The sequence below is a fragment of the Allorhizobium sonneratiae genome (genome assembly GCF_023700755.1).
Taxonomy (GTDB): Bacteria; Pseudomonadota; Alphaproteobacteria; order Rhizobiales; family Rhizobiaceae; genus Allorhizobium; species Allorhizobium sonneratiae.
Genome location: NZ_JAMKOJ010000010.1, coordinates 150,154 through 174,893, shown reverse-complemented (window position 1 = coordinate 174,893; position 24,740 = coordinate 150,154). Strand labels below are relative to the sequence as shown.

At 58.8% G+C, this 24,740-nt stretch carries 21 protein-coding genes and 1 pseudogene; 12 read left to right on the top strand and 10 right to left on the bottom strand.

Going from position 1 to position 24,740, the window contains the following annotated elements:
- Positions 1-127: 127 nt before the first annotated feature.
- The 4 genes from NAC44_RS17580 to NAC44_RS17565 are packed head-to-tail and all read right to left on the bottom strand — an operon-like array spanning position 128 to position 3,932.
- Positions 128-1,162, bottom strand: a complete 1,035-nt coding sequence (locus tag NAC44_RS17580; RefSeq protein WP_250942856.1) for an extracellular solute-binding protein — start codon at positions 1,160-1,162, stop codon at positions 128-130.
- A 13-nt stretch (positions 1,163-1,175) separates the two neighbouring features.
- The gene (locus NAC44_RS17575) at positions 1,176-1,985 is read right to left on the bottom strand and encodes an ABC transporter permease (RefSeq protein WP_250942855.1); all 810 of its coding nucleotides are present in this window, start codon (positions 1,983-1,985) and stop codon (positions 1,176-1,178) included.
- Positions 1,978-2,811, bottom strand: a complete 834-nt coding sequence (locus tag NAC44_RS17570) for an ABC transporter permease (protein ID WP_250942886.1) — start codon at positions 2,809-2,811, stop codon at positions 1,978-1,980. Before NAC44_RS17570 ends, NAC44_RS17575 begins: the two co-directional genes overlap by 8 nt.
- Before the next feature lie 56 nt (positions 2,812-2,867).
- Positions 2,868-3,932 carry an ABC transporter ATP-binding protein gene (locus NAC44_RS17565; protein ID WP_250942854.1) on the bottom strand — a complete coding sequence of 355 codons (1,065 nt, stop codon included), beginning with the start codon at positions 3,930-3,932 and terminating at the stop codon, positions 2,868-2,870.
- A 97-nt stretch (positions 3,933-4,029) separates the two neighbouring features.
- Between NAC44_RS17565 and NAC44_RS17560 the strand changes: the two genes are divergently transcribed.
- Genes NAC44_RS17560 through NAC44_RS17550 form a run of 3 tightly spaced genes read left to right on the top strand, consistent with a single transcriptional unit; the run spans position 4,030 to position 6,843 of the window.
- On the top strand, positions 4,030-4,719 hold the full coding sequence (locus NAC44_RS17560) for a TetR/AcrR family transcriptional regulator (RefSeq protein WP_250942853.1): 690 nt from the start codon (positions 4,030-4,032) through the stop codon (positions 4,717-4,719).
- Positions 4,716-6,365 (top strand): amidohydrolase, encoded by a 1,650-nt coding sequence (locus NAC44_RS17555; protein WP_250942852.1) that lies wholly within the window; start codon positions 4,716-4,718, stop codon positions 6,363-6,365. The genes NAC44_RS17560 and NAC44_RS17555 overlap by 4 nt, the downstream gene beginning before the upstream one ends.
- Positions 6,355-6,843: a DUF3237 family protein gene (locus NAC44_RS17550; RefSeq protein WP_250942851.1), complete on the top strand. Its 489-nt coding sequence runs from the start codon at positions 6,355-6,357 to the stop codon at positions 6,841-6,843. Before NAC44_RS17555 ends, NAC44_RS17550 begins: the two co-directional genes overlap by 11 nt.
- A 563-nt stretch (positions 6,844-7,406) precedes the next feature.
- Here NAC44_RS17550 and hutC (NAC44_RS17545) read toward each other — a convergent pair.
- Positions 7,407-8,180: pseudogene (gene hutC, locus NAC44_RS17545) on the bottom strand (histidine utilization repressor).
- 162 nt (positions 8,181-8,342) lie between these two features.
- Here hutC (NAC44_RS17545) and NAC44_RS17540 point away from each other — a divergent pair.
- The 6 genes from NAC44_RS17540 (at position 8,343) to solA (ending at position 14,206) form a co-directional block, all read left to right on the top strand.
- Positions 8,343-9,179, top strand: coding sequence for a transporter substrate-binding domain-containing protein (locus NAC44_RS17540; RefSeq protein WP_250942850.1), 837 nt, complete (start codon positions 8,343-8,345; stop codon positions 9,177-9,179).
- Positions 9,180-9,291: 112 nt separating this feature from the next.
- Entirely contained in the window at positions 9,292-10,017 is a 726-nt protein-coding gene (locus NAC44_RS17535; RefSeq protein WP_250942849.1) for an ABC transporter permease, read from the top strand.
- A gap of 11 nt (positions 10,018-10,028) precedes the next feature.
- Positions 10,029-10,748 (top strand): ABC transporter permease, encoded by a 720-nt coding sequence (locus NAC44_RS17530; protein WP_250942848.1) that lies wholly within the window; start codon positions 10,029-10,031, stop codon positions 10,746-10,748.
- Between the two features lie 11 nt (positions 10,749-10,759).
- Positions 10,760-11,530 carry an ABC transporter ATP-binding protein gene (locus NAC44_RS17525; RefSeq protein ID WP_250942847.1) on the top strand — a complete coding sequence of 257 codons (771 nt, stop codon included), beginning with the start codon at positions 10,760-10,762 and terminating at the stop codon, positions 11,528-11,530.
- Positions 11,531-11,533: 3 nt separating this feature from the next.
- On the top strand, positions 11,534-13,024 hold the full coding sequence (locus NAC44_RS17520) for an HAL/PAL/TAL family ammonia-lyase (RefSeq protein WP_250942846.1): 1,491 nt from the start codon (positions 11,534-11,536) through the stop codon (positions 13,022-13,024).
- Between the two features lie 24 nt (positions 13,025-13,048).
- Entirely contained in the window at positions 13,049-14,206 is a 1,158-nt protein-coding gene (solA, locus tag NAC44_RS17515; protein WP_338022099.1) for an N-methyl-L-tryptophan oxidase, read from the top strand.
- Between the two features lie 24 nt (positions 14,207-14,230).
- On the opposite strand, the gene NAC44_RS17510 is transcribed toward solA, so the two are convergent.
- The 5 genes from NAC44_RS17510 to hutI are packed head-to-tail and all read right to left on the bottom strand — an operon-like array spanning position 14,231 to position 20,122.
- Positions 14,231-14,833 (bottom strand): HutD/Ves family protein, encoded by a 603-nt coding sequence (locus tag NAC44_RS17510; protein WP_274706941.1) that lies wholly within the window; start codon positions 14,831-14,833, stop codon positions 14,231-14,233.
- Between the two features lie 14 nt (positions 14,834-14,847).
- A complete protein-coding gene (gene hutU, locus NAC44_RS17505; protein WP_250942845.1) occupies positions 14,848-16,521 on the bottom strand; it encodes a urocanate hydratase in 1,674 nt (557 codons plus the stop codon).
- Between the two features lie 10 nt (positions 16,522-16,531).
- On the bottom strand, positions 16,532-17,338 hold the full coding sequence (hutG, locus tag NAC44_RS17500) for an N-formylglutamate deformylase (protein WP_250942844.1): 807 nt from the start codon (positions 17,336-17,338) through the stop codon (positions 16,532-16,534).
- Between the two features lies 1 nt (position 17,339).
- Complete coding sequence (hutH, locus tag NAC44_RS17495; protein WP_250942843.1) at positions 17,340-18,875, bottom strand: histidine ammonia-lyase; 1,536 nt, start codon at positions 18,873-18,875, stop codon at positions 17,340-17,342.
- Positions 18,872-20,122: an imidazolonepropionase gene (gene hutI, locus NAC44_RS17490; protein WP_250942842.1), complete on the bottom strand. Its 1,251-nt coding sequence runs from the start codon at positions 20,120-20,122 to the stop codon at positions 18,872-18,874. Before hutI ends, hutH begins: the two co-directional genes overlap by 4 nt.
- Positions 20,123-20,221: 99 nt before the next feature.
- Between hutI and NAC44_RS17485 the strand changes: the two genes are divergently transcribed.
- The 3 genes from NAC44_RS17485 to glpK all read left to right on the top strand — a co-directional run bounded on the left by NAC44_RS17485 (position 20,222) and on the right by glpK (position 24,592).
- Positions 20,222-21,565: a formimidoylglutamate deiminase gene (locus tag NAC44_RS17485; protein WP_250942841.1), complete on the top strand. Its 1,344-nt coding sequence runs from the start codon at positions 20,222-20,224 to the stop codon at positions 21,563-21,565.
- Between the two features lie 11 nt (positions 21,566-21,576).
- Positions 21,577-22,305 carry a histidine utilization repressor gene (hutC, locus tag NAC44_RS17480; RefSeq protein ID WP_250942840.1) on the top strand — a complete coding sequence of 243 codons (729 nt, stop codon included), beginning with the start codon at positions 21,577-21,579 and terminating at the stop codon, positions 22,303-22,305.
- Between the two features lie 787 nt (positions 22,306-23,092).
- A complete protein-coding gene (gene glpK, locus NAC44_RS17475; protein ID WP_250942839.1) occupies positions 23,093-24,592 on the top strand; it encodes a glycerol kinase GlpK in 1,500 nt (499 codons plus the stop codon).
- Positions 24,593-24,740 lie beyond the last annotated feature (148 nt).

Sequence of the window (24,740 nt, the reverse complement as noted above, 5' to 3'; positions counted from 1 at the left end):
GTCTTTCGTTTACGGTATATGCCTTAAATCGGAATCGATTCACGGAATTATACAGCAGATTTGGAGAGATATAGCGGTATGTCAGCAGAGGTCGCCCGACGGTGGAGTGACGTCGGGCGTTGTCGCATCATTTCGTCAACTCGGTCCAGATCTTTGTATAGATGTCCTGGACGTAAGCAGGGCATGTCGTCAGGGAATGCGCCGAGGTCTTGAGTGCGGCAGGAATGTTCATTTCCGGCGCCTTCAGCAGTTCGGGATCCATGAAGGCTTCCGATCCCTTTATGGCGTTGCCGTAGCGCGTATAGTTCGAGATGAGCGCTGCGTTTTCCGGGGCCATGACGAAGTTCAGGAAAAGCTTGGCGTTTTTCACATTCTTGGCGTCGGCGAGAATGGCGATGTTGTCCTGCCAAAGCGTATATCCTTGCTTTGGATAACCATAGGCGAAACCGGGGTTTTCGGCCCGGATGCGCATGGCAGCGCCACTCCAGAAGATGGAGGCCTGAAGATCTTCCTTGATGAACTTCTCGAAGCTCGGATAGTCGATCGACGCCCAATAGGGTTTGGCCGCCATCAGCTTGTCGCGCGCCGCCTTGAGGATCTTTTTATCAGATGTGCAAGGCTCACCTCCGACATAGCCGATCGCCATGTTGATGACTTCATTGATGGAAGGTATGACGTTAATCTTGCCCTTAAGCTCTTCCGGCGGATCGAAAATGATGGAAGAGGTGTTGAGATCACCCTTGTATATCTTGGTGTTGACCATCACCCCTGTTGTGCCCCAGACCCAGGGAGCTGTGTAATGGCGGCCTTTGTCCCAGTCGACATCGACCCATTCGGCTTTGACATTCTTGAAGTTCGACATCTGATCAGGCTCGCTCTTCATGAGCAGACCCTTTTTAATGTAAATCGGCACCACATACGCCGAGGGCACGATGATGTCGAAGCCATGGCCGCCAGCTTCGATCTTGGCCATGGCGGTCTCGTTGGAATCGTATTCGGTGACCGAAACCTTCACGTCATAGGTCTTTTCGAATTTTTTGATCAGGTCGGGCGGGGTATAAAGGCCGAAATTATAAATATTGAGCTGGCCCTCGGCGAGGGCCGGAAAGCTGACGGCGACGAAAAGCGCCGTTGATACGGCCAGGCGGTAAGCGTATTTCATCAAAGTTCACCTCTTATGTTTCTTTTTTGTTGCGCGTTGCGACCCATGACCCCGCGACGATCAGCACGCTGATCAGGAGAATAAGCGAAGAAATGGCGTAGATTTCCGAGGTCAGGTTCCGCCGCAATTCGCCCATGAGATAGGTCGGCAGGGTCTCCTGGCCCGGAGATTTGAGAAACTCGGTCATCACGAAATCGTCGAGCGACACGACGAAAGCCAGCATGAAGCCCGCCATGATCGCCGGCGCGAGCAGCGGCAGGGTAACCCGGCGGAACGTGTAGAAGCGGCTGGCGTAGAGATCGGCTGCTGCCGTCTCCAGGCTGAGGTCCATGCCCTCCAGCCGGGCGCGGATCGGGAGATAGGCGAAGGGAATGCAGAAGGTCGTGTGCGCTGCGATCAGGAAGCCCAATCCGGTATAGCCCGTGGCTTGCTTGATCTGGCCGATGATGATCATGAGCGCAATCGCCAGCACGATTTCCGGCACCATTAGCGGCTGGTTGAGGATCATGTGGACGATACCTTCGCCCGTCAGACCGTCACCGCGTGTGGTGGCCAGCGCAGCCATCGTGGCCAGGATGGTTGCGATCACCGCCGCTGAGGTCGCCAGGATCAGCGAGTTCATGGCGGCGTCGAGGAAGGCTGTGTTCTTGAGCGCCATGACATACCAATGGACGGAAAACCCCTCCCAAGTGCCAATTACCTTGCCCTTATTGAAAGAATAGGCGACGAGGATGATCATTGGTACGTAAAGAATGACGAAGCAGGTTATGGCGAGCACGGCCGTACCGGGCAGGCGTTTGACGTCGAAGCCGCGTTCAACCATGATTGCGCTCCTTGTGTCCCGAGGTTATGCGCGTGTACCAGACCAGCGCAGCAAGCACCAATATCGTCAGGGTTATGGCCAGCGCTGCCCCGAGCGGCCAGTTACGGCCCTGACCGAACTGCATTTCGATGAGGTTTCCGAGCATCATCGACTTGCCACCGCCCATGATGCGTGGCGTCACATAGGCGCCGAGCGAAGGTACGAACACAAGGATCGAGCCGGCGATGATGCCGGGGCGCACCAGCGGCAGGATCACGCGACGGAGACAGTAGAGCCGCGAGGCGTAGAGATCATAGCCGGCTTCTGCGAGGCGGAAATCGAACTTCTCGATTGCCGCATAGACCGGCAGCACCATCAGCGGCAGGAAGACATAGACCATGCCGAGCAGCACCGCGAAATTGGTGAACATCATCTGCAGCGGTTCGTGAATGATCCCGAGCGCGAGGAGAACGCGGTTGATTATACCTTCCGAGCGGATCATTTCCTGCACGGCGATGGTGCGGACGAGAAGATTTGTCCAGAAGGGAATGGTGATCAGGAAGAGCCAGAATCCGCGCTGGGTGGGCGCCCGCGTGGCGATGAACCAGGCCGTCGGCAGGCCGAAGGCCAGTGTGATCAGCGTGGTAACCAGCGAAAGGCCAAGGGACCGGCCAAGGATGACCAGATTGGCGTCCGACAGGCTGACGGTGTTATCGAAAATGTCGCGCTCGAAAAGAACCGAAAACCAGCCGTCGGTGGAGAAGATCCATTTGACGTTGCCGAAGTCGCCCGGCGTTAGGAACGAGTAAATCATGACCACGATCAGCGGCAGGATCGAAAACAGCATGATGATCGTGATTGCCGGCAGAACGAGCCCCCAGCGTCGCCATGTCTCGGAAGAGCTCACGCTTTTTCCTCCATGTCGACGATGGCGCGCAAGGCTTCAGCAGGGAGCGCCACGGGAATGGTTTCCCCTTCGGTGAAGCTTTTGCCTCCATGCAGCGCGTTCTGCATGCGCGCGACCAGCGCTGAACCGTCTGGCAGCACCAGATGAACATGCGTGTCCGTGCCGAAGAACACGGATTGCCTGACCGTGGCGGTGAGATTGAGCCCCTCGGGAAGTGTGGCGGCGAGCGCCACATGTTCGGGACGGATCATCAGCGTGACAGGCCCCTCGGCGACGCCCTTCATCGCGATCTTCGCCTCACCGAGGGTGACGATGCCCGACGCGGCGCGAGCAGACAGGAAATTTGACTCCCCGATGAAGCCCGCCACGAAGCGATTGGCCGGTTGATCATAGAGTTCGCGTGGTGTGGCGATCTGCTGAACGCGACCGCCGCTCATCACGGCAATGCGGTCCGACATCGTCAGGGCTTCTTCCTGGTCATGGGTTACGAAGATGAAGGTAAGACCGGTTTCGCGCTGCAATCGCTTGAGTTCGATCTGCATGTCCTTGCGGAGCTTCATGTCCAGCGCAGACAGCGGCTCGTCGAGCAGCAGAATGCGCGGCTTGGCCACCAAAGCGCGGGCAAGCGCGACACGCTGCTGCTGGCCGCCCGAAAGCTCTGAGCTTTTGCGGTACTTGAGATGGGCGAGCTGAACCAATGTCAGCATGGCGTCCACCGCCGGTTCCACTTCAGCTTTCGGTTTGCCCTGGGCGTCGAGGGCAAAAGCGACGTTCTGGGCAACTGTCATATGCGGGAAGAGCGCGTAGTTCTGGAAGACCGTGTTGACCGGGCGGCGGTTGGGCGGCATCTGCGCGATGTCCTTGCCGTCAAGGATCAGCGCCCCGCCACTCGGTGCGCTGAAGCCGGCGATCAGTCTCAGCAGGGTTGTTTTTCCGCAACCGGACGGACCGAGAAGGGTAAAGAATTCTCCTTCTGCGATGGAGAAACTTACCTCATGCAGCGCTGTCACAGTACCATTGCCGTAACCGTAGCGCTTAGAAAGTTTATCAATGTCGAGCATCAGCCTCTTATCCCCAAAGGTCTTCAATATGCGTATTGACAAAATAACTTTAGTCAACCAAAAATTTTATCAAGACAAAAATTATAGCGTGTAAAAAATGAATGATGTGGCTATCGACGACGACCAGGCCGAGCCGGGACTGCGCAGCCGAAAGAAAGCGAAGCGGCGGGATGAGATCATCTCGGCCGCCAAGGAGCTGTTCGCACGCCAGGGGATCGACGCGACGACGATGGCAGACATTGCCGCAGCGTGCGGCATATCCGCACCGACGGTTTTCAATTATTTCGGCTCCAAGGATGGAGTGCTGATCGCGCTGATCAGCGAAGGCACCACCGAAGCGCGTGAAAACGATCGTCCGCTGCACTGGACCGAAAACACCCCTCTTGAGACGCTGATCATCAACCTGTTTTCCCTGATTTCTCGCCGCACACTTGAAATTGCGGGCAAAAGAGTATGGCGTTACGCTGAATCCGCCGCCATTCGCCACCCGCAGACGGAACTCGCCGCACAATATGCCAGCGTTTCGAAAGCTCTGATTGATGAGGTCTCGGAGTTCTTCGCCGAACTCGATCTCAAGCTTCGTGCGCAAATCGCGCCGCAGCCGAAAGTGCTGGCGCAACTGTTTCACGATGTCTGGATCCAGACCTTCCTGAGCCTGATCACCAATGTGGACCAGACCCTCGAAGAGCATGAAGTCATTCTCAGGGAGCGTATCGTTCCGCTCGTCCACTTGCTGTTTGAAGACGACAGCATCGCAAAACCCCGCCGCAAAGGTTCAGCCGCATGAACGCTTCGATCATCTTTATCAACGCCCATGTGCTGACCATGGACGATGACGTGCCGCGTGCGCAAGCGCTGGCGGTCGAGGAAAATCGCATTCTCGCCGTGGGCGACCACGACCTTGTCATGAGACATGCCGGTCCTGACACCCGTATCGTGGACGCCGCCGGTGCAAGTTTGATGCCCGGTTTCGTCGAGAGCCACCTGCATCTGTTTTCCGGAGCCTATGGCCAGACCTTGTTGCAGCTCGCCGATATCAAGGGTTTTGAGCCAATGAAGGCCGCCGTCGAGGCGTTTTCCGCCAGTCGACCTCATGAAGGGTTGCTGTTTGCCCAGGGCGCGGATTACGAAATTCTTGGCAAGGGCAGGCGGCTTGATCGCCATGCCCTCGACGCCATGTGCCCGGATCGTCCATTGGCGGTGATGGCCTATGACTTCCACACGCTCTTCGCCAATACGGTGGCGCTGAAGGCGGCGGGTCTGCTGCATGGCAAGGCGCTCCCCATCGGCAATGAAGTGGTGATGGGTGAGGACGGTCTGGCGACCGGAGAATTGCGCGAAAAATTCGCGCTGCTGCCGGTTCTCGATCTTCGCACGTCGGGCGGTCGCGAAATGCTGGGCATGTCCGGGATCGAGCCGCCGCAGACGCCGACGCCGGAGGAATGGCGTGAGGATATGGAGACGCTGAAGGCCGGGATGCGCTTTGCGGCATCCAAAGGCATTACCTCCATGCACAATATGGACGGCAACCGACATCTCCTGGAGCTTCTTCGCGATGTGGAGAAGGAAGGCGATCTCCTTGCCCGCATTTCCGTGCCTTTCCATTTGACGCGGGAAATGCCGCTTTCCGAACTCGAGCGCGCCTCGGCCATGACCCGGGATTTCACCGGCGACAAACTCACCTGCGGCCGCGTGAAGATTTTCGTTGATGGCGTCATCGAAAGCGGTACTGCGGCGATGCTCGCCGATTATTATGATCAGCCGGGCCTGCGCGGCAGCCCGATTTTCGATGCTGAAAGCTTCAGGCAAGCCGCCATCGAAGCAGATCGACGCGGCCTCCAGATCGCCGTCCACGCCATCGGCGATGCGGCCGTGCGCATCACGCTCGACGGTTATCAGGCCGCGCGTGAGGCCAATGGTGCGCGTGACAGCCGCCATCGCATCGAACATGTGGAGATGGTCGATCCTGCCGATATTTGCCGTTTCGCGGAACTCGGCGTGATCGTCTCCGCCCAGCCCTTGCATGCGCCGGTGGGAGAAACGCTGACCGCGCGCCGCATCGGTCCTGATCGCGCACCCTACGCCTATGCCTGGCGGATGCTGCATGAGGCCGGCGCCACGGTCGCCTTTTCCTCAGACTGGCCGATCGTCCCGATCGATCCCCTGCTTGGCATCCAGGCCGCTCTGACGCGCAAGCCACATCTTCCGGGGTTGCCGGATCAGCGCCTCGGCTTGCACGAAGTGCTCGCGGCTTTCACGCGCAACGGGGCCTATGTCGGTCACATGGACGACAAGATCGGAACTTTGAAGCCTGGCATGCTGGCTGATCTCGTGCTGCTCTCCGGCGACATTGAAACCACGCCACCGGAAGACATCATCACGCTCAGCGTCAGAATGACGGTTTGCGACGGGAGGATTACCCATGAAGCCTGAGGCCTTTTCCTGTGACATGACCTCGCTTGGTGCAGCGACGACACTTGGCGAACCCTTGATGCGCAAGGCCTGCGTCATCCGCGCCGATATCGGCCCGGCGCTGGAGTTCGAAACGGCGCAAGGTCACGTGCGCGCCATGTTTCCCATCATCGGCGGCGAGGCGCGTGGCGATGGCTGGAGCGGACGGATCCTTCCCGGCGGCGCCGATTTCGCTCTTCGTCTTCCTGACGGCTCCTACGCCATTGAAGCGCGCTATTGCCTTGAACTTGAAGACGGTACGCCGGTCATGGTTCTGAATGCCGGCAAGATGGCGCTGCAGCCAGATGGCAGCTATCATGGTCGTACGCGCGCCAGTCTCGAAACCCCCGACGGTCCGCACCGCGCCCTCGGTGATGCGGTCTATTTTGGCACGGCGCTGGCTGAGGCCAATGACCCCGACCATGTCTATATTGAGCTGTGGGAAGCCTTCACGTCGTGAAACAGCATTGAAAAAGGCTTTGGTGCTGGGATCAAATTCAGCATCATGGATTTATTTATGCGATTGAGGTCGAAAATCGGTTGATTGAGCCCGAATGGCCCGCAAGCATAGCGCAGGCTCACGCATCACATCGGCAAGATAACGTTCAGGTCACGAACGGAGTACAGCGTAAGACAGGCTGGTTCACCCTTCTGGCTGCGGCTGGAGCCTTCTCTCCTGAAACCGTTTCACACTTTTCCTGGAACTGCTCTAAGCCAAACGGTTTCCGGAAAACGCGAGGCGGCTCAACTGCATCATTGCTGAAATCGGGTAGGATTGAAGGTGAAAATGATGCAGCAGATGAAACGTGTTACAGCGCGTTTTGTGCGCCATATTCGGCGCAAGGCGCTTTACGCGTGCCGCATCGGCTCGATCGACCCAGTGTCTCTGTGATCAGAAAATCCTGTGGTGCGTCTCGGCGTGAACAGCGACGGGCCGGAAGAAGGAATTGATCATTCACAGCGATCACAATAATGCGTCCGCAGGTGAGCAACAAAGGCCATGGAGCCTTCCATATACAACCATCAGGTTTCGACATCTTTGACACTGCGTGTTTGCAGCCTGTAACGATTGCCGGGATAGACGAGACGGACGGTGGAGACCGCGCCTTTGCCGGACTAGGTGCGGCGGCGGATAGCGAGGCAGGGTTCGGTGCGCAACATCATCAGAAGCTTGCATTCCCAGGCGTGCGGCATGACGGCTTCGACGATGTGTTCGGAGCTGCTCAGGGGTGCGGCCTGCATCAGATAGGCATTCGGCGTTTGTGTGGTAAAATCCTGTTCAAGATAGCCGGGAGCTGCTGCGGGATTGACATAGCGGTCTTCAAGCTGCACCGGAACGTCGTTTTCATGATGGACGATGAGGGAGTGGAAGACTGGGCAGCCGATCGTAAGCCCCAGGCTGTCGGCGATAGCCGGCGAGGCGGGTTCTTCGGCCAGAACGACAACGATGGCCTTGTGTTGATGGCCGCGTTCGGCAATTTCCTCGGCGATGTTGCGCACTTCGAAAAGGTCCGAATGGCCCTTCCGGTCGGCAACGAAGGAGCCGACGCCCTGAATACGCACCAGCTCGCCCTCATTGGCCAATTCGCGCAGCGCCCGGTTTGCTGTCATCTTGCTGACGCCAAGCTCGGCAACCAGTTCGTTTTCTGAGGGAACACGCTGTTTCGGCGGCCATTCGCCGCTATGGATCTTGTCCAGAATAAGCTGCTTGACGCTGGCGTAAAGCGGTGCACCGTCTGTATCGGTCCGCAGTCTGCCACGATCGCTCAGCGGCTTTGCCGCCCATTCCTTGCTCATGTCCGGCCTGTGTTTAAGATTCCAACTTTCTCATTGCATCTTACATGAAAATATCTATGGTGCCATATACAACTTGACGGGTCTTGGCATGTTGCCGCAAAGACCACCGAAAAAACCGGCGGCAAGACCGGATCAAGGTTTAAACCGGAGTGGAGAACAACAATGCATCTGAAAACACTTATTGTGTCAACCGCTGTGGCGCTGGCCGCAGTGACAATTCCTGCCATGGCGAAGGATTGGAAAACCGTTACCGTCACCACCGAAGGCGCCTATGCCCCTTGGAACATGACGGATTCAAAGGGTGAGATTGTCGGCTTCGAGCCCGATCTCCTGAAAGTGCTTTGTGCCCGGGCCAAGCTTGAGTGCAAGCTGGTTGCATCCGATTGGGATGGTATGATCCCGGCGCTGAACGCCGGTAAATTCGACGTTATCATGGATGCGCTGTCGATCACTGACGAGCGCAAGAAGGTGATCGACTTCACCGTTCCCTATGCTGCCACGCCAGCCGTTTTTGCTACCGCAACCGACAGCGGTCTGATGAAGGCGCCGGGCACTGGCGAAACCATCAAGATGACCCCTGGTGAAAAGGGTGTGAAAGAGATCGAAGCGCTCCGCAAGGTCTTCAAGGGCAAGACCATCGGCATTCAGGCCGCGACCGTCTATGCCAAATTCATCTATGATAATTTCGGCGACATTGCCACCATCCGTGAATACAAGACCGGCGCCGACCGCGATCTCGATCTGAAAAGCGGCCGTATCGATCTCGGCTTCGATGATGCGACCTATTTCAGCGATGCCTTCAAGGCGGCCAAGGGTGCGCTTGCCTTTACCGGTCCGGAAATTGCCGGGACGATCTGGGGTGAGGGCGAAGGACTTGGCATTCGTAAGTCTGATCCGGAGCTGCGTGACAAGTTCAGCGCAGCCATCAAGTCAGCGATTGCCGATGGCACGGTGAAAAAGCTGTCGATGAAGTGGTTCGACACGAACGTTACCCCTTAATCGTCCATCCTGTCGAGGCGGCAGGACGGATTGTTCGGATTATTGCCAATAAGGCCAGCGTCAATAAGGCGCGGCCTACCATCTTGCATGGGGATGCAAGGGGAACAAAACCATGGCATCACTAGACCTTCTTGGCTTCGGCGCAAATGGCTGGGGCGCTTTGCTGGTCATTGCAACGCTGATGACGCTGGCGGTCACCGCGACAGCGCTTGCCATTGGCGCGGTGGTCGGCACGGCGGTCACCGCCGCCAAGCTTTCCGGCCATCTGCCCCTCCGGCTACTTGGCAATGCCTATACCACGGTGTTTCGCGGTGTGCCGGAATTGCTGATCATCTATTTGATCTATTTCGGCGGCTCCACGGCGGTCAGCGCCCTAGGCCGAATGATGGGTTATGATGGCTTTCTCGGTCTGCCATCCTTCCTTGCTGGTGCGCTTGCCGTCGGGCTGATTTCGGCCTCCTATCAGGCGGAGGTGTTTCGTGGTGCCTATTATGCCATATCCAAAGGTGAAATAGAGGCGGCGCACGCCATTGGCATGTCCGGTTTCTTGCGGCTCAGGCATATCATCATCCCGCAGGTCATCCGCTTTGCCATACCCGGCCTGGGCAATGTCTGGCAGCTCAGCCTGAAGGATTCGGCCCTCATTTCGGTCACCGGTCTGGCCGAGCTGATGCGCACCAGCCAGGTGGCGGCGGGCTCGACCCGACAATATTTCCTGTTCTTCATCGCTGGTGGCTGTCTCTATCTGCTGCTGACCAGCCTGTCCGATCAGGTGTTCAACTGGTTCGAGCGGCGCTCCAATCGCAGCATGCCGACGGCAACCATGGGCAAGGCCTGAAGGAGGGCGGCATGGATATCGATTTTCTAACCTCCACCTTCATTACGCTTTTGAAAGCCCTTCCGACGACTCTTGCGCTGTTTTCGCTCTCGGTCCTGATCGGCGGCCTTATGGCGCTGGTCCTCGTATGGATGCGCGTCAGCGGCAATCCGGTGCTTTCAGCTTTCGCCAAAGTCTATATTTTCATCTTCCGCGGTTCGCCGCTTTTGATCCAGATGTTTCTGGTCTTTTATGGCCTGGCCCAGTTCGGGTTCATCCGTCACAGCTTTCTCTGGTCTTATCTGAGGGAGCCTTTTGACTGCGCCGTGCTGTCATTGGCCTTGTGTACCGCAGGCTATTCCGCCGAGATCTTTCGAGGTGGTATCCGTGCCGTTTCCCCCAAGGAAATCGAGGCGGCCAAAGCTGTCGGCATGTCGGGTTTTCTTCTGGTGCGGCGCATCCTTGCCCCCATTGCCTTTCGCCATGCGCTGCCAGCCTACTCCACAGAGGTGGTGCTGATGATGAAATCCACAGCGCTCGCCAGCCTCGTAACCGTTTGGGAGGTGACCGGGGTGGCGCAGCGGCTGATTTCGCAGACCTATCGCACCATGGAAGTCTTTCTCTGCGCCGCTGTGATCTATCTCGTGCTGAATTTCATCCTTTTGCAGGGGTTTGCCCTGCTTGAATATGTCCTTTCGCGCCATCGCCGCATGCCTTCGCTGGCACATGTGGACGCGGCCAAGACCATCTGAACGGAAACCTCATGTCCGATGCGCTCCCCTTGTCTGTCCGCAACATCCGAAAAAAATTCGGGACACATGAAGTCCTGAAAGGCATATCGCTCGATGCGCATCAGGGTGATGTCATTTCACTGCTGGGTGCATCCGGTTCGGGCAAATCCACTTTTCTACGCTGTATCAATCTTCTGGAGATTGCCAATGAGGGCGAGATCTGGGTGGATGGTGAACAACTGCGCTGGCATCACAAGGCGGGAAAAACCCGGGTCGAAAGCCAGAAACAGGTGGACCGCATCCGTTCGGAACTCGGCATGGTGTTCCAGTCCTTCAATCTCTGGTCCCATATGACCATCCTGCAAAATGTCATCGAAGGGCCGGTGCATGTGCTGAAGCGCCCGAGAGCCGACTGTATCGCCGAGGCTGAGGCATTGCTGGAAAAGGTCGGCATTGCCGACAAGCGTCATGCCTATCCGGCCCATCTGTCCGGGGGGCAGCAGCAGCGCGCCGCCATTGCCCGTGCCCTGGCAATGAAGCCGAAGGTCATGCTGTTCGACGAGCCGACCTCGGCGCTCGATCCCGAACTGGTGGGCGAGGTGCTGCGCGTGATGCGGGCGCTGGCCGAAGAGGGCATGACCATGCTGGTCGTCACCCATGAAATGAGCTTTGCCCGCAATGTTTCCAACCGGGTCGTGTTCATGAAGGAGGGGCTCATCGAAAGCGCCGGTACGCCCGATGACATGTTCGGCGAAGGTGCATCGGCGGCCTTCCGACAGTTCATCGGCAATTTCGGACATTAAACCGTGACCATTCTGCTGGACGACAGGCTTTCATGGCATGATGTGGCCGCAATTGCTGCGGGCGCTCCGCTCGGTCTTTCCCCTGCCGCCTGGAAGCGGATCGACGGGGCAAGCGCCATTGTTGCGGCGATTGTCGAAAAGGGTATCCGCGCCTATGGGGTCAATACCGGTGTCGGGGCGCTTAGCGACACGGTCGTCAATCGGGAAAGCCAAAGCCGGCTTTCCCGTAAGATCGTGCTCAGTCACGCTTGCGGCGTGGGACCGCTGTTGGGCAGGGCTGAAGTGCGCGCCATCATCGCCGCGCAAATCGCAAATTTCGCCCATGGTTATTCCGGTGTGCGGCAAGACATCGTCAAATACCTGCTGGCTTTGTTATCAGCCGATTGCATCCCTTGTGTTCCGTCTCAAGGGTCGGCGGGCTATCTTACCCATAATGCCCATATCGCGCTGGTGCTGATCGGCGAAGGGCAGGCTGAGATCCGCGGCTCCATACATACCGGTCTTGACGCGCTGAAGATGATCGGACTGGAGCCGCTCACACTTCAGGCAAAGGAAGGTTTGAGCCTTGTCAATGGCACGGCCTGTTCGACCGGACTGATGAGCCTTGCCCTGTTCAGGGCAAATCGTCTGCTGGACTGGGCTGACGCCATCGCGGCCCTGACGATGGAGGCAAGTGGCTGCCAGATGCTGGCCTATAGCGCAGAGGTTCTGGCGCTGCGACAATCCAGGGGCCTTGAGAGGGTTGGGCTTTCCTTGCGCGCCCGTCTCGATGGCAGCGGCCTCATTGCAGCAGCCGAGGGGCGGCGCACGCAGGATGCACTCAGCCTGCGCGCAGTGCCGCATGCCCATGGCGCGGCGCGCGACATGGTTGATTTTGCCAGCGATGCCGTGGATCGGGAACTTGCCTCCGTCACCGACAATCCCGCCATTTCCGGTACGCCGGAAGAGCCGCTTGTCTGGTCCGAAGCCCATGCTGTTTCTCCTGCCCTTGGCCAGGCGGCGGATGGGCTTGCACTGACGCTTGCTCAGATCGCCATGATGAGCGAGCGGCGCACAGACCGGCTGGTCAATCCCCTCGTCAGCGGGCTTCCGGCCTTTCTGGCCGCCGATGCCGGAGAAAATTCCGGCTTCATGATTGCGCAATATACGGCAACGGCGCTGAGCAATGAAAACCGCCGTCTGGCCGCACCCGCCTCCACCGATGGCGGTATTACATCCGCCCTTCAGGAGGATTTTCTCGCCCATCCGGTGGCGGCGGTGAATAAGCTGAACGCCATGATTGCCAATCTGGATTACATCCTTGCCATTGAACTGATGGCGGCCGCACAGGCGCATGATCTGATCAGGGAGAAAGCGCCGCGTGCTGCTGGCACAAATGCGATTTTCATGGCCGTGCGTCAGAATATCGGCCCATATCTCGACGATCGCCCACTGGGGGCGGATATCGAAAGGCTTCGGCACATGGTCCGGAACAGCGATCCGCCGGGATTTTGATCGATCGGATTTAAGGAGATGAAAGTGCAGTATTTTGATGTTGCTGTCGTCGGCCTTGGCGCCATGGGCAGTGCCGCACTTGCCTTTCTGGCCCAAAGAGGTGTGAAGGTTATCGGCATCGAGGCGGCATATCCGGCCCATGCGCTGAGCTCCTCCCATGGCGATAGCCGTCTGATCCGGCTTGGCTATTTCGAAGACCCCTCCTATGTGCCGCTCTTGCTGCGGGCCTATGAAAACTGGCATCTGCTGGAGGCGCAGCTTCGCACAGAGATCCTGACGATATCCGGCGTGCTGCAAATCGGCGCGCCGACAAGCGCAATCGTTACCGGCTCCAGAGCATCCTGCCAGATGCACGGCCTTGCCTATGAGGAACTGGACAGCCGGATGCTGGCTCGTCGCTATCCGCAATTTTCCGTTGATGCCGAGGATGTGGCGATTTTTGACCCGGAAGGCGGATTTTTGCGACCGGAGCTGGCGATCATGGGCTATTTGAAGCTGGCCGCACAGCATGGCGCGATCATGCACTTCGGTGAAAAGGTTACGGCCATCGCAGCAGATGATGCCGGTGTAAGCCTTGCCTTTGGCGAAAATCGTTGCCGTGCCCGCAACGTCATCGTCGCCACGGGCCCATGGATTGGCGAACTTGTGCCGGAACTGGCTGCGCATGCCAATCCGATCCGTCAGGTGGTGGCCTGGTACAGGCCGGGCGCGGCTATCAAAGCCGGACCGCAAGACATGCCCGCTTTCCTCTACGATCAGGAAGACGGCTCCTATTTCGGCTTTCCCGCCTTTGTCAAGGATGGCATCAAGCTTGGCCGTCATGCTCATTTCTATGAACCGCTCGATCCGAATGCCGCCAATCCGCCCGTCAATCGGCGCGACACTGACCTGCTCGACGATTTTATCTCCCGCCACATACCTTCGGCCGCAGGCCAGAGGGTCAATGCCATAACCTGCCGCTATACCATGCTGCCGGATGAGAATTTTCTGCTCGACCATCTGCCGTCAGAAAAACGCATCATTGTCGCCTCGCCCTGTTCAGGCCATGGCTTCAAATTCGCCAGCGTCATCGGCGAAATTCTGGCCGATCTCGCCGTCAAGGGGGAAACCTCCCTGCCGATCGACGCCTTTTCTTTTGACGCTTTGCAAAAGAGGGTGCAGGGCGCTGAAAACCTGGTCTGAGAAAAGGGTACCCGGTTTTCCAGATCAAGATAAACGAAAACAAGAAATCGAAAGACAGGTGACGAACAGCTTGCCCCCATCAGACACCGTGAGGGAAAGTGGGCCGTTGGTCTCAGCCTCGATCCGGGCGGTCTCACCCATGGCGAGGGCGTCTTCGGTGCCATTCCAGCCGATTGTGGCCTCACCCCTGAAGCAATAGGCAAGAATTGTGTCTGCCTGCGCCATCATGAGGGAATGATGACCTGTCTCAAGCACCTCCACATGGTGGTCGCAGGCCCCACGCCGGGTCATCACGTTGAAATCCGTGACCGGGCCGTCCAGCAGTCTGGCATGGGTCGGACTGTCGGCGGGAAAGCGATGCGGCTTGGTTGTCCGGGTGAGTTGAACCGACGCTTCGCCCGCGACGGCAAGCTCCAGCCCGGCACCGTCGAGAATGGAAAGCGTGCGGTCGATGCCGGTAAAGCAGGAGAAGGCCCCGTCCTCGACCACACTTGCCATGCTGATGCGCCAGTCAAACGCATCGAGTGCGGCCCCTTCCGGGAAAACCGCAATTTCAATGGTGACGCCCATGCCGTTTTTCCACGGCATGGAGCGATAGTCTTGCGGGCGCAATAGAGTTATCGACATCGCCGGTGACCGGATCAGTTGCCGAGAATGCCCGGCAGCCGCAAGCCATGTTCGCGGGCGCAATCGAGCGCGATATCATAGCCCGCATCGGCATGGCGCATGACGCCGGTGGCCGGATCGTTCCACAGCACCCGGCCAATCCGTTCCGCGGCATCGTCAGAGCCGTCGCAGCAGATGACCATGCCGGAATGCTGGGAAAAGCCCATGCCGACGCCGCCGCCGTGATGCAGCGACACCCAGGTCGCGCCGGAGGCGGTGTTGAGCAGCGCATTGAGCAGCGGCCAGTCGGAGACGGCGTCCGAACCGTCCTTCATCGCTTCCGTCTCGCGGTTGGGCGAGGCGACCGAGCCGCTGTCGAGATGGTCGCGGCCAATAACGACCGGCGCTTTCAGCTCGCCATTCCGGACCATTTCGTTGAAGGCAAGGCCAAGGCGATGGCGGTCACCCAGCCCCACCCAGCAGATGCGGGCGGGCAGGCCCTGAAAGGCAATGCGTTCACGCGCCATGTCAAGCCAGGTGTGCAGATGGGTGTTGTCGGGCAAAAGCTCCTTCACTTTGGCGTCGGTCTTGTAGATATCCTCCGGGTCGCCGGAAAGGGCGGCCCAACGGAACGGGCCGATGCCCCGGCAAAACAGCGGGCGGATATAGGCGGGCACGAAGCCGGGAAAGTCGAAGGCGCGGGCAAGCCCCTCATCCTTGGCGACCTGACGGATATTGTTGCCGTAATCCAGCGTCGGCACACCGGCATCCCAGAAGGCCAGCATGGCCTCGACATGCTCGCGCATGGCGGCGCGGGCGGCAGCTTCCACCGCCTTCGGGTCGCTTTCGCGCTTTGCCCGCCATTCCGCCATGGTCCAGCCCTTCGGCAGATAGCCGTTGATCGGGTCATGGGCCGAGGTCTGGTCGGTGACGATATCCGGGCGGATGCCACGGCGCACCATTTCCGGCAGCAGTTCGGCGCAATTACCGAGAAGACCGACGGATTTTGCCTCGCCCGCTTTGGTCCAGCGGTCGATCATCGCCATAGCCTCGTCCAGCGTTTCGGCCTTTTCATCGAGATAGCGGGTGCGCAGGCGAAAATCGATGCTGTCGGGATTGCATTCAATGGCAAGGCAGGAGGCGCCTGCCATCACGGCGGCCAGCGGTTGTGCGCCACCCATGCCGCCAAGCCCGCCGGTCAGGATCCATTTGCCCTTGAGACTGCCGTTATAATGCTGGCGGCCCGCCTCGACAAAGGTTTCATACGTGCCCTGCACAATGCCCTGACTGCCGATATAGATCCACGAACCGGCGGTCATCTGGCCATACATGGCCAGACCCTTTTTATCCAGCTCGTTGAAATGATCCCAGTTGGCCCAATGCGGCACGAGATTGGAATTGGCAATCAGCACCCGTGGCGCGTGGCTATGGGTTTTGAAAATGCCGACCGGCTTGCCGGATTGCACCAGAAGCGTTTCGTCTTCGCGCAAATCCTTGAGGCTGGCGACGATGCGGTCAAAATCCGCCCAGGTGCGGGCCGCCCGGCCAATGCCGCCATAGACCACCAGTTCATGCGGGTTTTCCGCCACATCCGGGTCGAGATTGTTCATCAGCATGCGCAGCGGCGCTTCGGTCATCCAGCTTCGTGCAGTAAGCTCCGATCCCCGGGGTGCGCGAATGTCGCGGATATTATGGCGCGGATTGGTCATGGCGGTTCCCTTATGATGTCTGTTTCAGGCTGGGCGCGATCGCTTCGATGCGCTCGAGAATGTCCTTGAGATGATGGCGAAGCCGTTCGGCCTTCTCCGTGTCATAGGCAAAGGGCAGCGCCTCGCTGACCAGATGGGTGGCCTGCGCCAGCTCCATCTGGATGGCATGAACGCCCGTTTCCGGCCTGCCGTAATGGCGCGTGGTCCAGCCGCCCTTGAAACGGCCATTGAGCACGGCGCTATAGCCCTCAGCCGCCTCGGCGCCTTTGACAGCGGCCTGTTCGATGGCCGGGGCGCAACTGCGGCCGCTATCGGTGCCAATGTTGAAATCCGGCAGGCGTCCCTCGAACAGAAACGGAATATGGGCGCGGATCGAATGGCAATCATAGAGAATGGCGACGCCATGGATTGCCTTCACCCGTTCGATTTCTCCGGCAAGGGCGGCATGATAGGGGGCATGAAAGGCGGCAAGCCGGGCGTTGATATCGGCCTCGTTCGGCTCCTCGCCGACATTCCAGATCGGCAATCCGTCGAAATCGGTCAGTGGCACCAGCCCGGTGGTGTTCTGGCCGGGGTAAAGGCTCACCCCTTCCGGGTCGCGATTGGCATCGATGCAATAGCGGTGAAAGGTGGCGCGCACCGTGGTGACGTCTTGGAGCAGCCCGTCATAAAGCTTATGAATATGCCAGTCGGTATCGGCCAGCATCTTGCCATTGTCGTTCAGGCGCTGCCAGATCTCCGGCGGCACGTCCGTGCCGGTATGCGGCAGACCGAGAATGACCGGCGATGCGCCGCGCGTGATCTCGAAAACAGTCATATCAGCCCTCCAGAACCGGCAGAATGCCGGGCGTGATGGCGGCAATCAGCGCGCCGTTTGCAATCAAGGCGCCTGCTGCGGCAAGATCGCCCGCCATATAACGGTCCTCCTCCAGCGTCGGCACGCTCTCCCGCACCGCGGCCATGGCTTTGGCCAGTTCCGGGCTGGTGGTGAGCGGTGCGCGAAACTCAATGCCCTGCACTGCGGTCAGCGCTTCGATGCCGATGATCGAAAACAGATTGTCGGTCATCGGCAGCAGGCGGCGCGCACCATGGCAGGCCATGGAGACATGGTCTTCCTGATTGGCCGAGGTGGGGGTGGAATCCACAGAGGCCGGATGGGTCATCTGCTTGTTTTCGCTCATCAGCGCCGCAGACGTGACCTCGGCGATCATCAGGCCGGAATTGAGCCCCGGCTTTTTCGCCAGAAAGGCCGGAAGACCGAAAGACAGGGCGGGATCGACCAGAAGCGCGATGCGGCGCTGGGCAATCGCGCCGATTTCCGCAATGGCAATGGCAATCTGGTCGGCGGCAAAGGCCACGGGTTCTGCATGGAAATTGCCGCCGGAGACCACGCTGTCATCGGAAAGAACCAGCGGATTGTCCGTCACCGCATTGGCCTCGATTTCCAGCGTGCGGGCCGCCATGCGCAAAAGATCGAGGCAGGCGCCATCCACCTGCGGCTGGCAGCGGATGCAATAGGGGTCCTGCACCCGCTCGTCGCCATCGAGATGGCTGTTGCGGATCACTGAGCCGTCGAGCAGGCGGCGCAGCGCATTGCCCGCATCGATCTGGCCCTTGTGACCGCGCAGCCGGTGAATATCGGGATGGAAGGGGGCGGAAGAGCCCATGGCGGCATCGGTGGACAAGGCCCCGGTGACCAAGGCGCTTTGCGCGGCGCGATGGGCCCGGAAAAGACCGGCCAGCGCCAGCGCCGTCGAGGTCTGGGTGCCGTTGATCAGCGCCAGCCCTTCCTTGGCGGCGAGGGTGACGGGCGAAAGCCCGGCGGCTTCGAGTGCTTTCGCACCGTCCATGCGCTCACCGTTATAAAAGGCCTCGCCATGGCCCATCATCACCGCCGCCATATGGGCAAGCGGGGCAAGATCGCCGGAGGCGCCGACCGAGCCTTTTTCGGGGATCACCGGAATGACGCCCTTGTCCAGCATCGCCTCGATCAGCGCGACCACCGTCAGCCGGACACCGGAGGCCCCGCGGCCAAGCGAAATCAGCTTCAAAGACAGGATCAGCCGGACGATGTTTTCATCAAGCGGCGCGCCGACGCCGCAGCAATGCGACAGGATGAGATTGTGCTGCAAGCGCGCCACATCCGCCGCATCGATGCGGATCGAGGCCAGCTTGCCGAAGCCGGTATTGATGCCATAGACCGGCTCGTTTCCAGCGGCGATGGCGGCAATGCGGGCGGCGGCTTTCTCAATGCCCGGATGGAAGGCGGGATCGAGCCGGGCAGGCTCCCCCGTCCAATACATGGTTTCAAGCTCTGCGAGCGTCACATGGCCCGGTTTCAGCACAATCGTCATTTTGCGACCCACTCTCCCTTGAAAATCCGCGCATGAAGCGGGTTGTATCCTATCCGGTAGACAAGCTCCGCCGGGCTTTCGGCATCCCAGATGGCCAGATCGGCGGATTGTCCCGATGCGATCATGCCGCGCTCACCGTGTAGACCAAGCGCACGGGCGGCTTCCCGCGTGACGCCCGCAAGGCATTCGCCAACCGTCAGGCCAAACAGCGTCGCCGCCATGTTCATCGTCAGCAGCAGCGAGGTGAGCGGCGAGGTGCCGGGATTGCAATCGGTGGCGATGGCAATCGGTACGCCTGCTGCGCGTAAGGCGGCAACCGGCGGCTTCTGCTTTTCATTGAGCGCATAAAAGGCTCCCGGCAACAGCACCGCAACCGTGCCTGCCGCCGCCATGGCCTCTGCGCCTTCGGCATCGAGATATTCCAGATGGTCTGCCGAAAGCGCCCCATAGGCGCTGGCAAGCTTGGCCCCGCCCAGATTGGACAATTGCTCGGCATGAAGCTTGACCGGCAGGCCAAGTGATTTTGCCAGATCGAATACGCGGGCGATCTCCTGCGGGCTGAAGGCAATGCCCTCGCAAAACCCGTCCACCGCATCGACCAGCCCTTCGGCATGGGCCTGCTTCAGCCCCGGCAGCACCACCTCGTCGAGATAGGCAGCGTTGCGGCCCTTATATGCGGCGGGCGTGGCATGGGCGGCAAGATAGGAGGTGGCGACGCGCACCGGACGCTGATCCTGCAAGGCGCGCGCGGCACGCAGCATGGCAAGCTCGCTTTCGATATCAAGCCCATAGCCGGATTTGATCTCGACGGTGGAAACACCTTCGCGCAAGAGGTGGTCAAGCCGGGGAAGGGCCGCCTCCACCAGTTGCGCAACGCTCATGGCGCGGGTGGCCTTGACCGAGGAGACGATGCCGCCGCCCGCGCGGGCGATCTCTTCATAGGTCGCGCCCTCGAGCCGCATCTCGAATTCACGGGCGCGATTGCCGCCGAAGACGAGATGGGTGTGGCAGTCGATCAGCCCCGGCGTCACCAGCCGCCCCTGCAGATCGACGACAGCGCCACCGTTGAATTCAGCAGGCACCTCCGCTTCGGGTCCAGTCCAGATGATTTTGCCGACGGCCACGGCAATGGCGCCTTTTTCGATCAGGCCGATGCCGCCGCGCCGCGCATCCATGGTTACGACGCGGGCATTGCGCAATATGGTCGGCATACGAAGAACGACAGTGGTTTTTTCGTTGTCCGTCATGGGTTCCACCTTTTCTTTGAGGAAAACATGTATATACATAATAAACCCGATGCAAGCGCTTTTTCAGCCGCCTGCAGGCCAGATCAAGGAGAGAAAACCGTGCATCTGTTTGCGCAAAAAGCACTGCTTCAGGATGGATGGGCTGAGAATGTCCGCCTCACGCTTGCGGCCGGAAAGATCGCTGCCATCGAAAAGGGCGTTGCGCCCGCGCCGGGGGATGAACGGCATGATATTCTTGTGCCCGGCATGGGCAATCTGCACAGCCATGCCTTTCAGCGCGCCATGGCCGGGCTTGCGGAAGTGCGCGGCCCCTCGGCTGACAGTTTCTGGAGCTGGCGCAATCTGATGTATCGCTTTGCCCTGTCGATCCGCCCGGATCAGGTCGAGGCCGTCGCCGCCCAGCTCTATATGGAAATGCTCGAAGCGGGCTTTACCCGTGTGGGTGAATTTCACTATCTGCATCATGACAGGGATGGCAGCGCTTACGCAAACCGCGCCGAGCTGGCCGAACGCATTGTTGCCGCCAGTGCACAAACCGGGCTTCACCTCACCCTGCTGCCGGTATTTTACGCCCATTCCGGTTTCAGTGGTCAAGCGCCTGTTGAGGGCCAGCGCCGGTTCATCCATTCGCTTGACGGTTTTGCCGCCCTGATGGAGGCAAGCGGTGATCTTGTCGCACGTCTGCCGGGGGCGAAACTCGGTCTTGCACTGCACAGCCTGCGCGCCGTGACACCGGAAGAATTGCGGCATCTGCTTGCTCTCTACCCAACCGGCCCGGTGCATATGCACATTGCCGAGCAGGTGAAGGAGGTGGAGGATTGCCTTGCCTGGAGCGGTCAGCGCCCGGTGGAATGGCTGCTGGATCATGCACCGGTCAATGAGCGCTGGTGCCTGATCCATGCCACCCATATGACGCCGCAGGAAACGGCAGCCATGGCGGCCACAGGCGCGGTTGCCGGGCTTTGCCCGATCACCGAGGCCAATCTGGGCGACGGCATTTTTCCGGCAACACCTTTTCTCGCCGCAGGCGGGCGTTTCGGCATCGGATCGGATTCCAATATTGTCATTTCTGTTGCCCATGAACTGCGTCAGATGGAATATTCGCAGCGCCTCCACGAGCGCGCCCGCAATGTGATCGCCGATGCCGGACACTCAACCGGGCGGCGGCTCTTCGATGCCGCCTTGCAAGGTGGTGACGCGGCCCTTGGCGCGGGTTCTACCCTTCAGCCCGGTGCGGATGCCGATCTCGTGACGCTGAAGGCCGATGCCGCCTTCACGAAAAACCATGATCAATGGCTCGATCATTGGCTGTTCACCGATGCCGTCAGGGTGGATTGCGTCTGGACGGCCGGGGTGAAGCGGGTTGCCGATGGTCGTCATCTCGGGCGCAAAGCCATTGTGGAGCGTTTCCGGTCCACCCTGCAAGAGCTGGTCGCCGAGTGATAGAGAAGGGGATGACCAGCAAAACCACTCAGCGCTCGACATTGCACCAGACCATTCTTGCCGATCTGGAGCGCAAGATCGTCTCCGGCGAATGGCCACCGGGCTACAGGCTGCCGTTTGAGGTGGATCTGGCAAAATCCTATGATGTTTCGCGCATGACGGTGAACAAGGTCATGACGCAATTAACCAAGGCGGGGCTGATCGAGCGGCGCAAGAAATCCGGCAGTTTTGTCGCCCATCCCCGCGGCCAGTCGGCCATTCTCGAGATCACCGATGTCGAGGCCGAGGTGCGGGCGCTGAACCTGCCCTATGCGTACAGGCTGCTCGTCTCCGCTGTCCGCAAGGCGGACCGGCAGGATGCGGCTTTGCTCGATGTGCCGGAAAGAACACATATTCTGGCTCTCTCGGCGCTGCATCTGGCGGGCGACGAACCCTTCTGTCTTGAGGAACGGTTGATCAATCTTGAAACCGTGCCGGAGGCGGCAAATGCGCCTTTTGAGGATGGCCCGGCGGGGGCATGGCTCGTTCAGCAGGTGCCGTGGAGCGCGGCCGAACACAAGATTTTCGCCCTGTCGGCCACAGGTGAAACGGCAAAACGGCTTCAGGTGCCAAACCGCACCGCCTGCCTCTTCATCCAGCGTCGCACCTGGAGCGAGGCCGGTCCCGTTACCTTTGTCGGCTTTACCTATCCCGGAGAAAAACACGCGATTATCGCCAGCTTCACCCCTGCTGCGGTCTAGAGCAGTATCCCGAGAAAAGTGTGAAACGGTTTTCCGTCCGGAAATGCTGAAAAACAATGAATTAGAGCGTTTCACTGTTTCCGTGAAACAGTGAAACGCTCTAAAGCATCCGTTCGTTTCCCATTTTCGGACGAACAATCAGTTTCCGCTTTTCTGAAAACGCTCCAACTGAAATTGTAAATATTTTCAGAGACTCAACTGTTGATGGTGGCCATTTCAGTTTATGTGAGACTGTGCGAAAAATTTTCGTTTAAGTGCTTTTTTCTTTTTTTATTTTCGTTTGCGAACTTTTTATGTCTATGCTAGATCTCATGAGGGAGCAGGACAAGGACTCATAAAACGGTTTCGGATATGTGGATGTGCCTGTCCTTGATGATGGCGCAAGAGGTTCGCCGTGTCTGGAGGAGAATGATGAAGGCCTTTTCTCACGGATGAATTCTGTAGCAGATTAAAATTGTTGCAGCGTCTTTATGCCTTTTTGCAGGGCATGGCGTTGCGATGATAGCGTGAACATCGAAATTGGTTTGGAACGAAACGAACAAGACTGGCTTCTATCTGGCGACAAAACATCAAGACGGGGCTTTGCCTGTTTTACAGTGTCTCAAGGGTGCGGGATCGCAGGCGCACTAGATGCTGTATAGCTTTGAAAATGCCGCATATTTTCTCTGGAATGTTGCGCTTCGGAGATCTGTGCGGCGGCCTGGTCGAGAGGGATGTAGCTGGACAAAATTCGCAACAACAGATTTTCGCATGAGAAATATGCGAAACAGCAAAAGGAGGAGAGCCTATGTCCCGATATGTGGGAGCTATCGATCAGGGTACGACCAGTTCGCGATTTATCGTTTTCGACAAGGGAGGCAAGATCGTTTCGGTTGCGCAAAAAGAGCACAGCCAGATCTATCCCAAGCCGGGCTGGGTTGAGCATGATCCGCTGGAAATCATGTCCAATACCAATGAGGTGATCGGTGCGGCACTGGCGCGCGCCAATCTGACTGCTGCCGATCTTGCTGCTGTCGGCATCACCAACCAGCGTGAAACCACGCTTTTGTGGGACAAAACCACAGGCAAGCCCCTGGCAAATGCTGTTGTCTGGATGGATACGCGCACGGATCAGCTGGTGCAGCGCTTCACCAGAGACGGTGGGCAGGACCGCTTCCGCGCTAAGACAGGTCTGCCGCTGGCAACCTATTTTTCCGGGCTCAAGCTCTTGTGGCTGCTTGAAAATGTCGAGGGTGCTCGGGCAAAAGCGGAATCCGGCGAGGCTCTCTTCGGCACCATCGACAGCTGGTTGACCTGGAACCTGACCGGCGGCCCGAATGGCGGCGTGCATGTGACCGATGTTACCAATGCCAGCCGCACGATGCTGATCAATCTTGAAACCTGCGACTGGGATGACGAAATGCTGACGCATTTCAACATTCCGCGTGCCTGCCTGCCGAAAATCGTCGCTTCCTCCGCCGTTTATGGTGAAATCAAGTCTGCTCCGCTCACCGGAACCAAGCTTGCCGGCATGCTCGGCGACCAGCAGGCAGCCCTTGTCGGTCAGACCTGCTTCTCTCCGGGTGAAGCGAAAAACACCTATGGCACCGGCTCCTTCATGCTGATGAACACCGGAACCGAGGTTGTGCATTCCAAGGCGGGTCTTCTGACGACACTTGCCTATAAATTCGGCGATGAGGCTCCGCGTTATGCCCTGGAAGGCTCGATTGCCATTACCGGTGCGCTGGTTCAATGGCTGCGCGACAATATGAAACTTTTCGATGTTGCGGCCCAGATCGAGCCTCTGGCCCGCTCGGTACCGGATAACGGCGATGTTTATTTTGTGCCGGCCTTTTCCGGTCTTTATGCTCCGTACTGGAAAGACGATGCGCGCGGCGTGATTGCCGGGCTTACCCGTTTTGCCACCCGCGCGCATCTGGCCCGTGCAGCACTGGAATCGACCGCCTATCAGGTGCGCGATGTTGCAGAGGCAATGGAGGCGGATAGCGGAATCCAACTGTCCACCCTCAAGACGGATGGCGGGATGGTGGCCAACGAACTGCTGATGCAGTTTCAGGCCGACATTCTCAATTCTCCGGTCGTGCGCCCGCAGATGACGGAAACCACTGCGCTGGGGGCGGCCTATGCTGCCGGTCTTGCCGTAGGCTACTGGACCAATCTTGATGATCTTCGCGCCAATTGGGGGGTCGATAAGACCTGGGAGCCGAATATGAGCGAAGAGGTTCGCAGCCATCATTACAAATCCTGGAAAAAAGCAGTCCAGCGCTCTTTTGCCTGGGTTGACTGATCGAGCGCTGCCGCAGAAAGCCCGGATGATCGGGTGATGATGTTTCATCGCCCAATCGTCTTTATGGGCAAAGTTTTGTCCGGGGGAAAATTCAATCCAGATTTTCCGAAAAGGCAAACGATATCAAAACAATCGACAATCTGTCTGG

What these genes read in the sequence shown, in the direction of transcription:
- NAC44_RS17570 (WP_250942886.1), bottom strand. Translation starts at nt 2,811, where the DNA reads ATGCTGTTTTCGATCCTGCCGCTGATCGTGGTCATGATTTACTCGTTC.
- NAC44_RS17575 (WP_250942855.1), bottom strand. Translation starts at nt 1,985, where the DNA reads ATGGTTGAACGCGGCTTCGACGTCAAACGCCTGCCCGGTACGGCCGTG.
- NAC44_RS17560 (WP_250942853.1), top strand. Translation starts at nt 4,030, where the DNA reads ATGAATGATGTGGCTATCGACGACGACCAGGCCGAGCCGGGACTGCGC.
- NAC44_RS17525 (WP_250942847.1), top strand. Translation starts at nt 10,760, where the DNA reads ATGTCCGATGCGCTCCCCTTGTCTGTCCGCAACATCCGAAAAAAATTC.
- NAC44_RS17565 (WP_250942854.1), bottom strand. Translation starts at nt 3,932, where the DNA reads ATGCTCGACATTGATAAACTTTCTAAGCGCTACGGTTACGGCAATGGT.
- NAC44_RS17555 (WP_250942852.1), top strand. Translation starts at nt 4,716, where the DNA reads ATGAACGCTTCGATCATCTTTATCAACGCCCATGTGCTGACCATGGAC.
- hutU (WP_250942845.1), bottom strand. Translation starts at nt 16,521, where the DNA reads ATGACCAATCCGCGCCATAATATCCGCGACATTCGCGCACCCCGGGGA.
- NAC44_RS17530 (WP_250942848.1), top strand. Translation starts at nt 10,029, where the DNA reads ATGGATATCGATTTTCTAACCTCCACCTTCATTACGCTTTTGAAAGCC.
- hutH (WP_250942843.1), bottom strand. Translation starts at nt 18,875, where the DNA reads ATGACGATTGTGCTGAAACCGGGCCATGTGACGCTCGCAGAGCTTGAA.
- hutG (WP_250942844.1), bottom strand. Translation starts at nt 17,338, where the DNA reads ATGACTGTTTTCGAGATCACGCGCGGCGCATCGCCGGTCATTCTCGGT.
- NAC44_RS17550 (WP_250942851.1), top strand. Translation starts at nt 6,355, where the DNA reads ATGAAGCCTGAGGCCTTTTCCTGTGACATGACCTCGCTTGGTGCAGCG.
- glpK (WP_250942839.1), top strand. Translation starts at nt 23,093, where the DNA reads ATGTCCCGATATGTGGGAGCTATCGATCAGGGTACGACCAGTTCGCGA.
- NAC44_RS17580 (WP_250942856.1), bottom strand. Translation starts at nt 1,162, where the DNA reads ATGAAATACGCTTACCGCCTGGCCGTATCAACGGCGCTTTTCGTCGCC.
- NAC44_RS17510 (WP_274706941.1), bottom strand. Translation starts at nt 14,833, where the DNA reads ATGTCGATAACTCTATTGCGCCCGCAAGACTATCGCTCCATGCCGTGG.
- hutC (WP_250942840.1), top strand. Translation starts at nt 21,577, where the DNA reads ATGACCAGCAAAACCACTCAGCGCTCGACATTGCACCAGACCATTCTT.
- NAC44_RS17540 (WP_250942850.1), top strand. Translation starts at nt 8,343, where the DNA reads ATGCATCTGAAAACACTTATTGTGTCAACCGCTGTGGCGCTGGCCGCA.
- hutI (WP_250942842.1), bottom strand. Translation starts at nt 20,122, where the DNA reads ATGACGGACAACGAAAAAACCACTGTCGTTCTTCGTATGCCGACCATA.
- NAC44_RS17535 (WP_250942849.1), top strand. Translation starts at nt 9,292, where the DNA reads ATGGCATCACTAGACCTTCTTGGCTTCGGCGCAAATGGCTGGGGCGCT.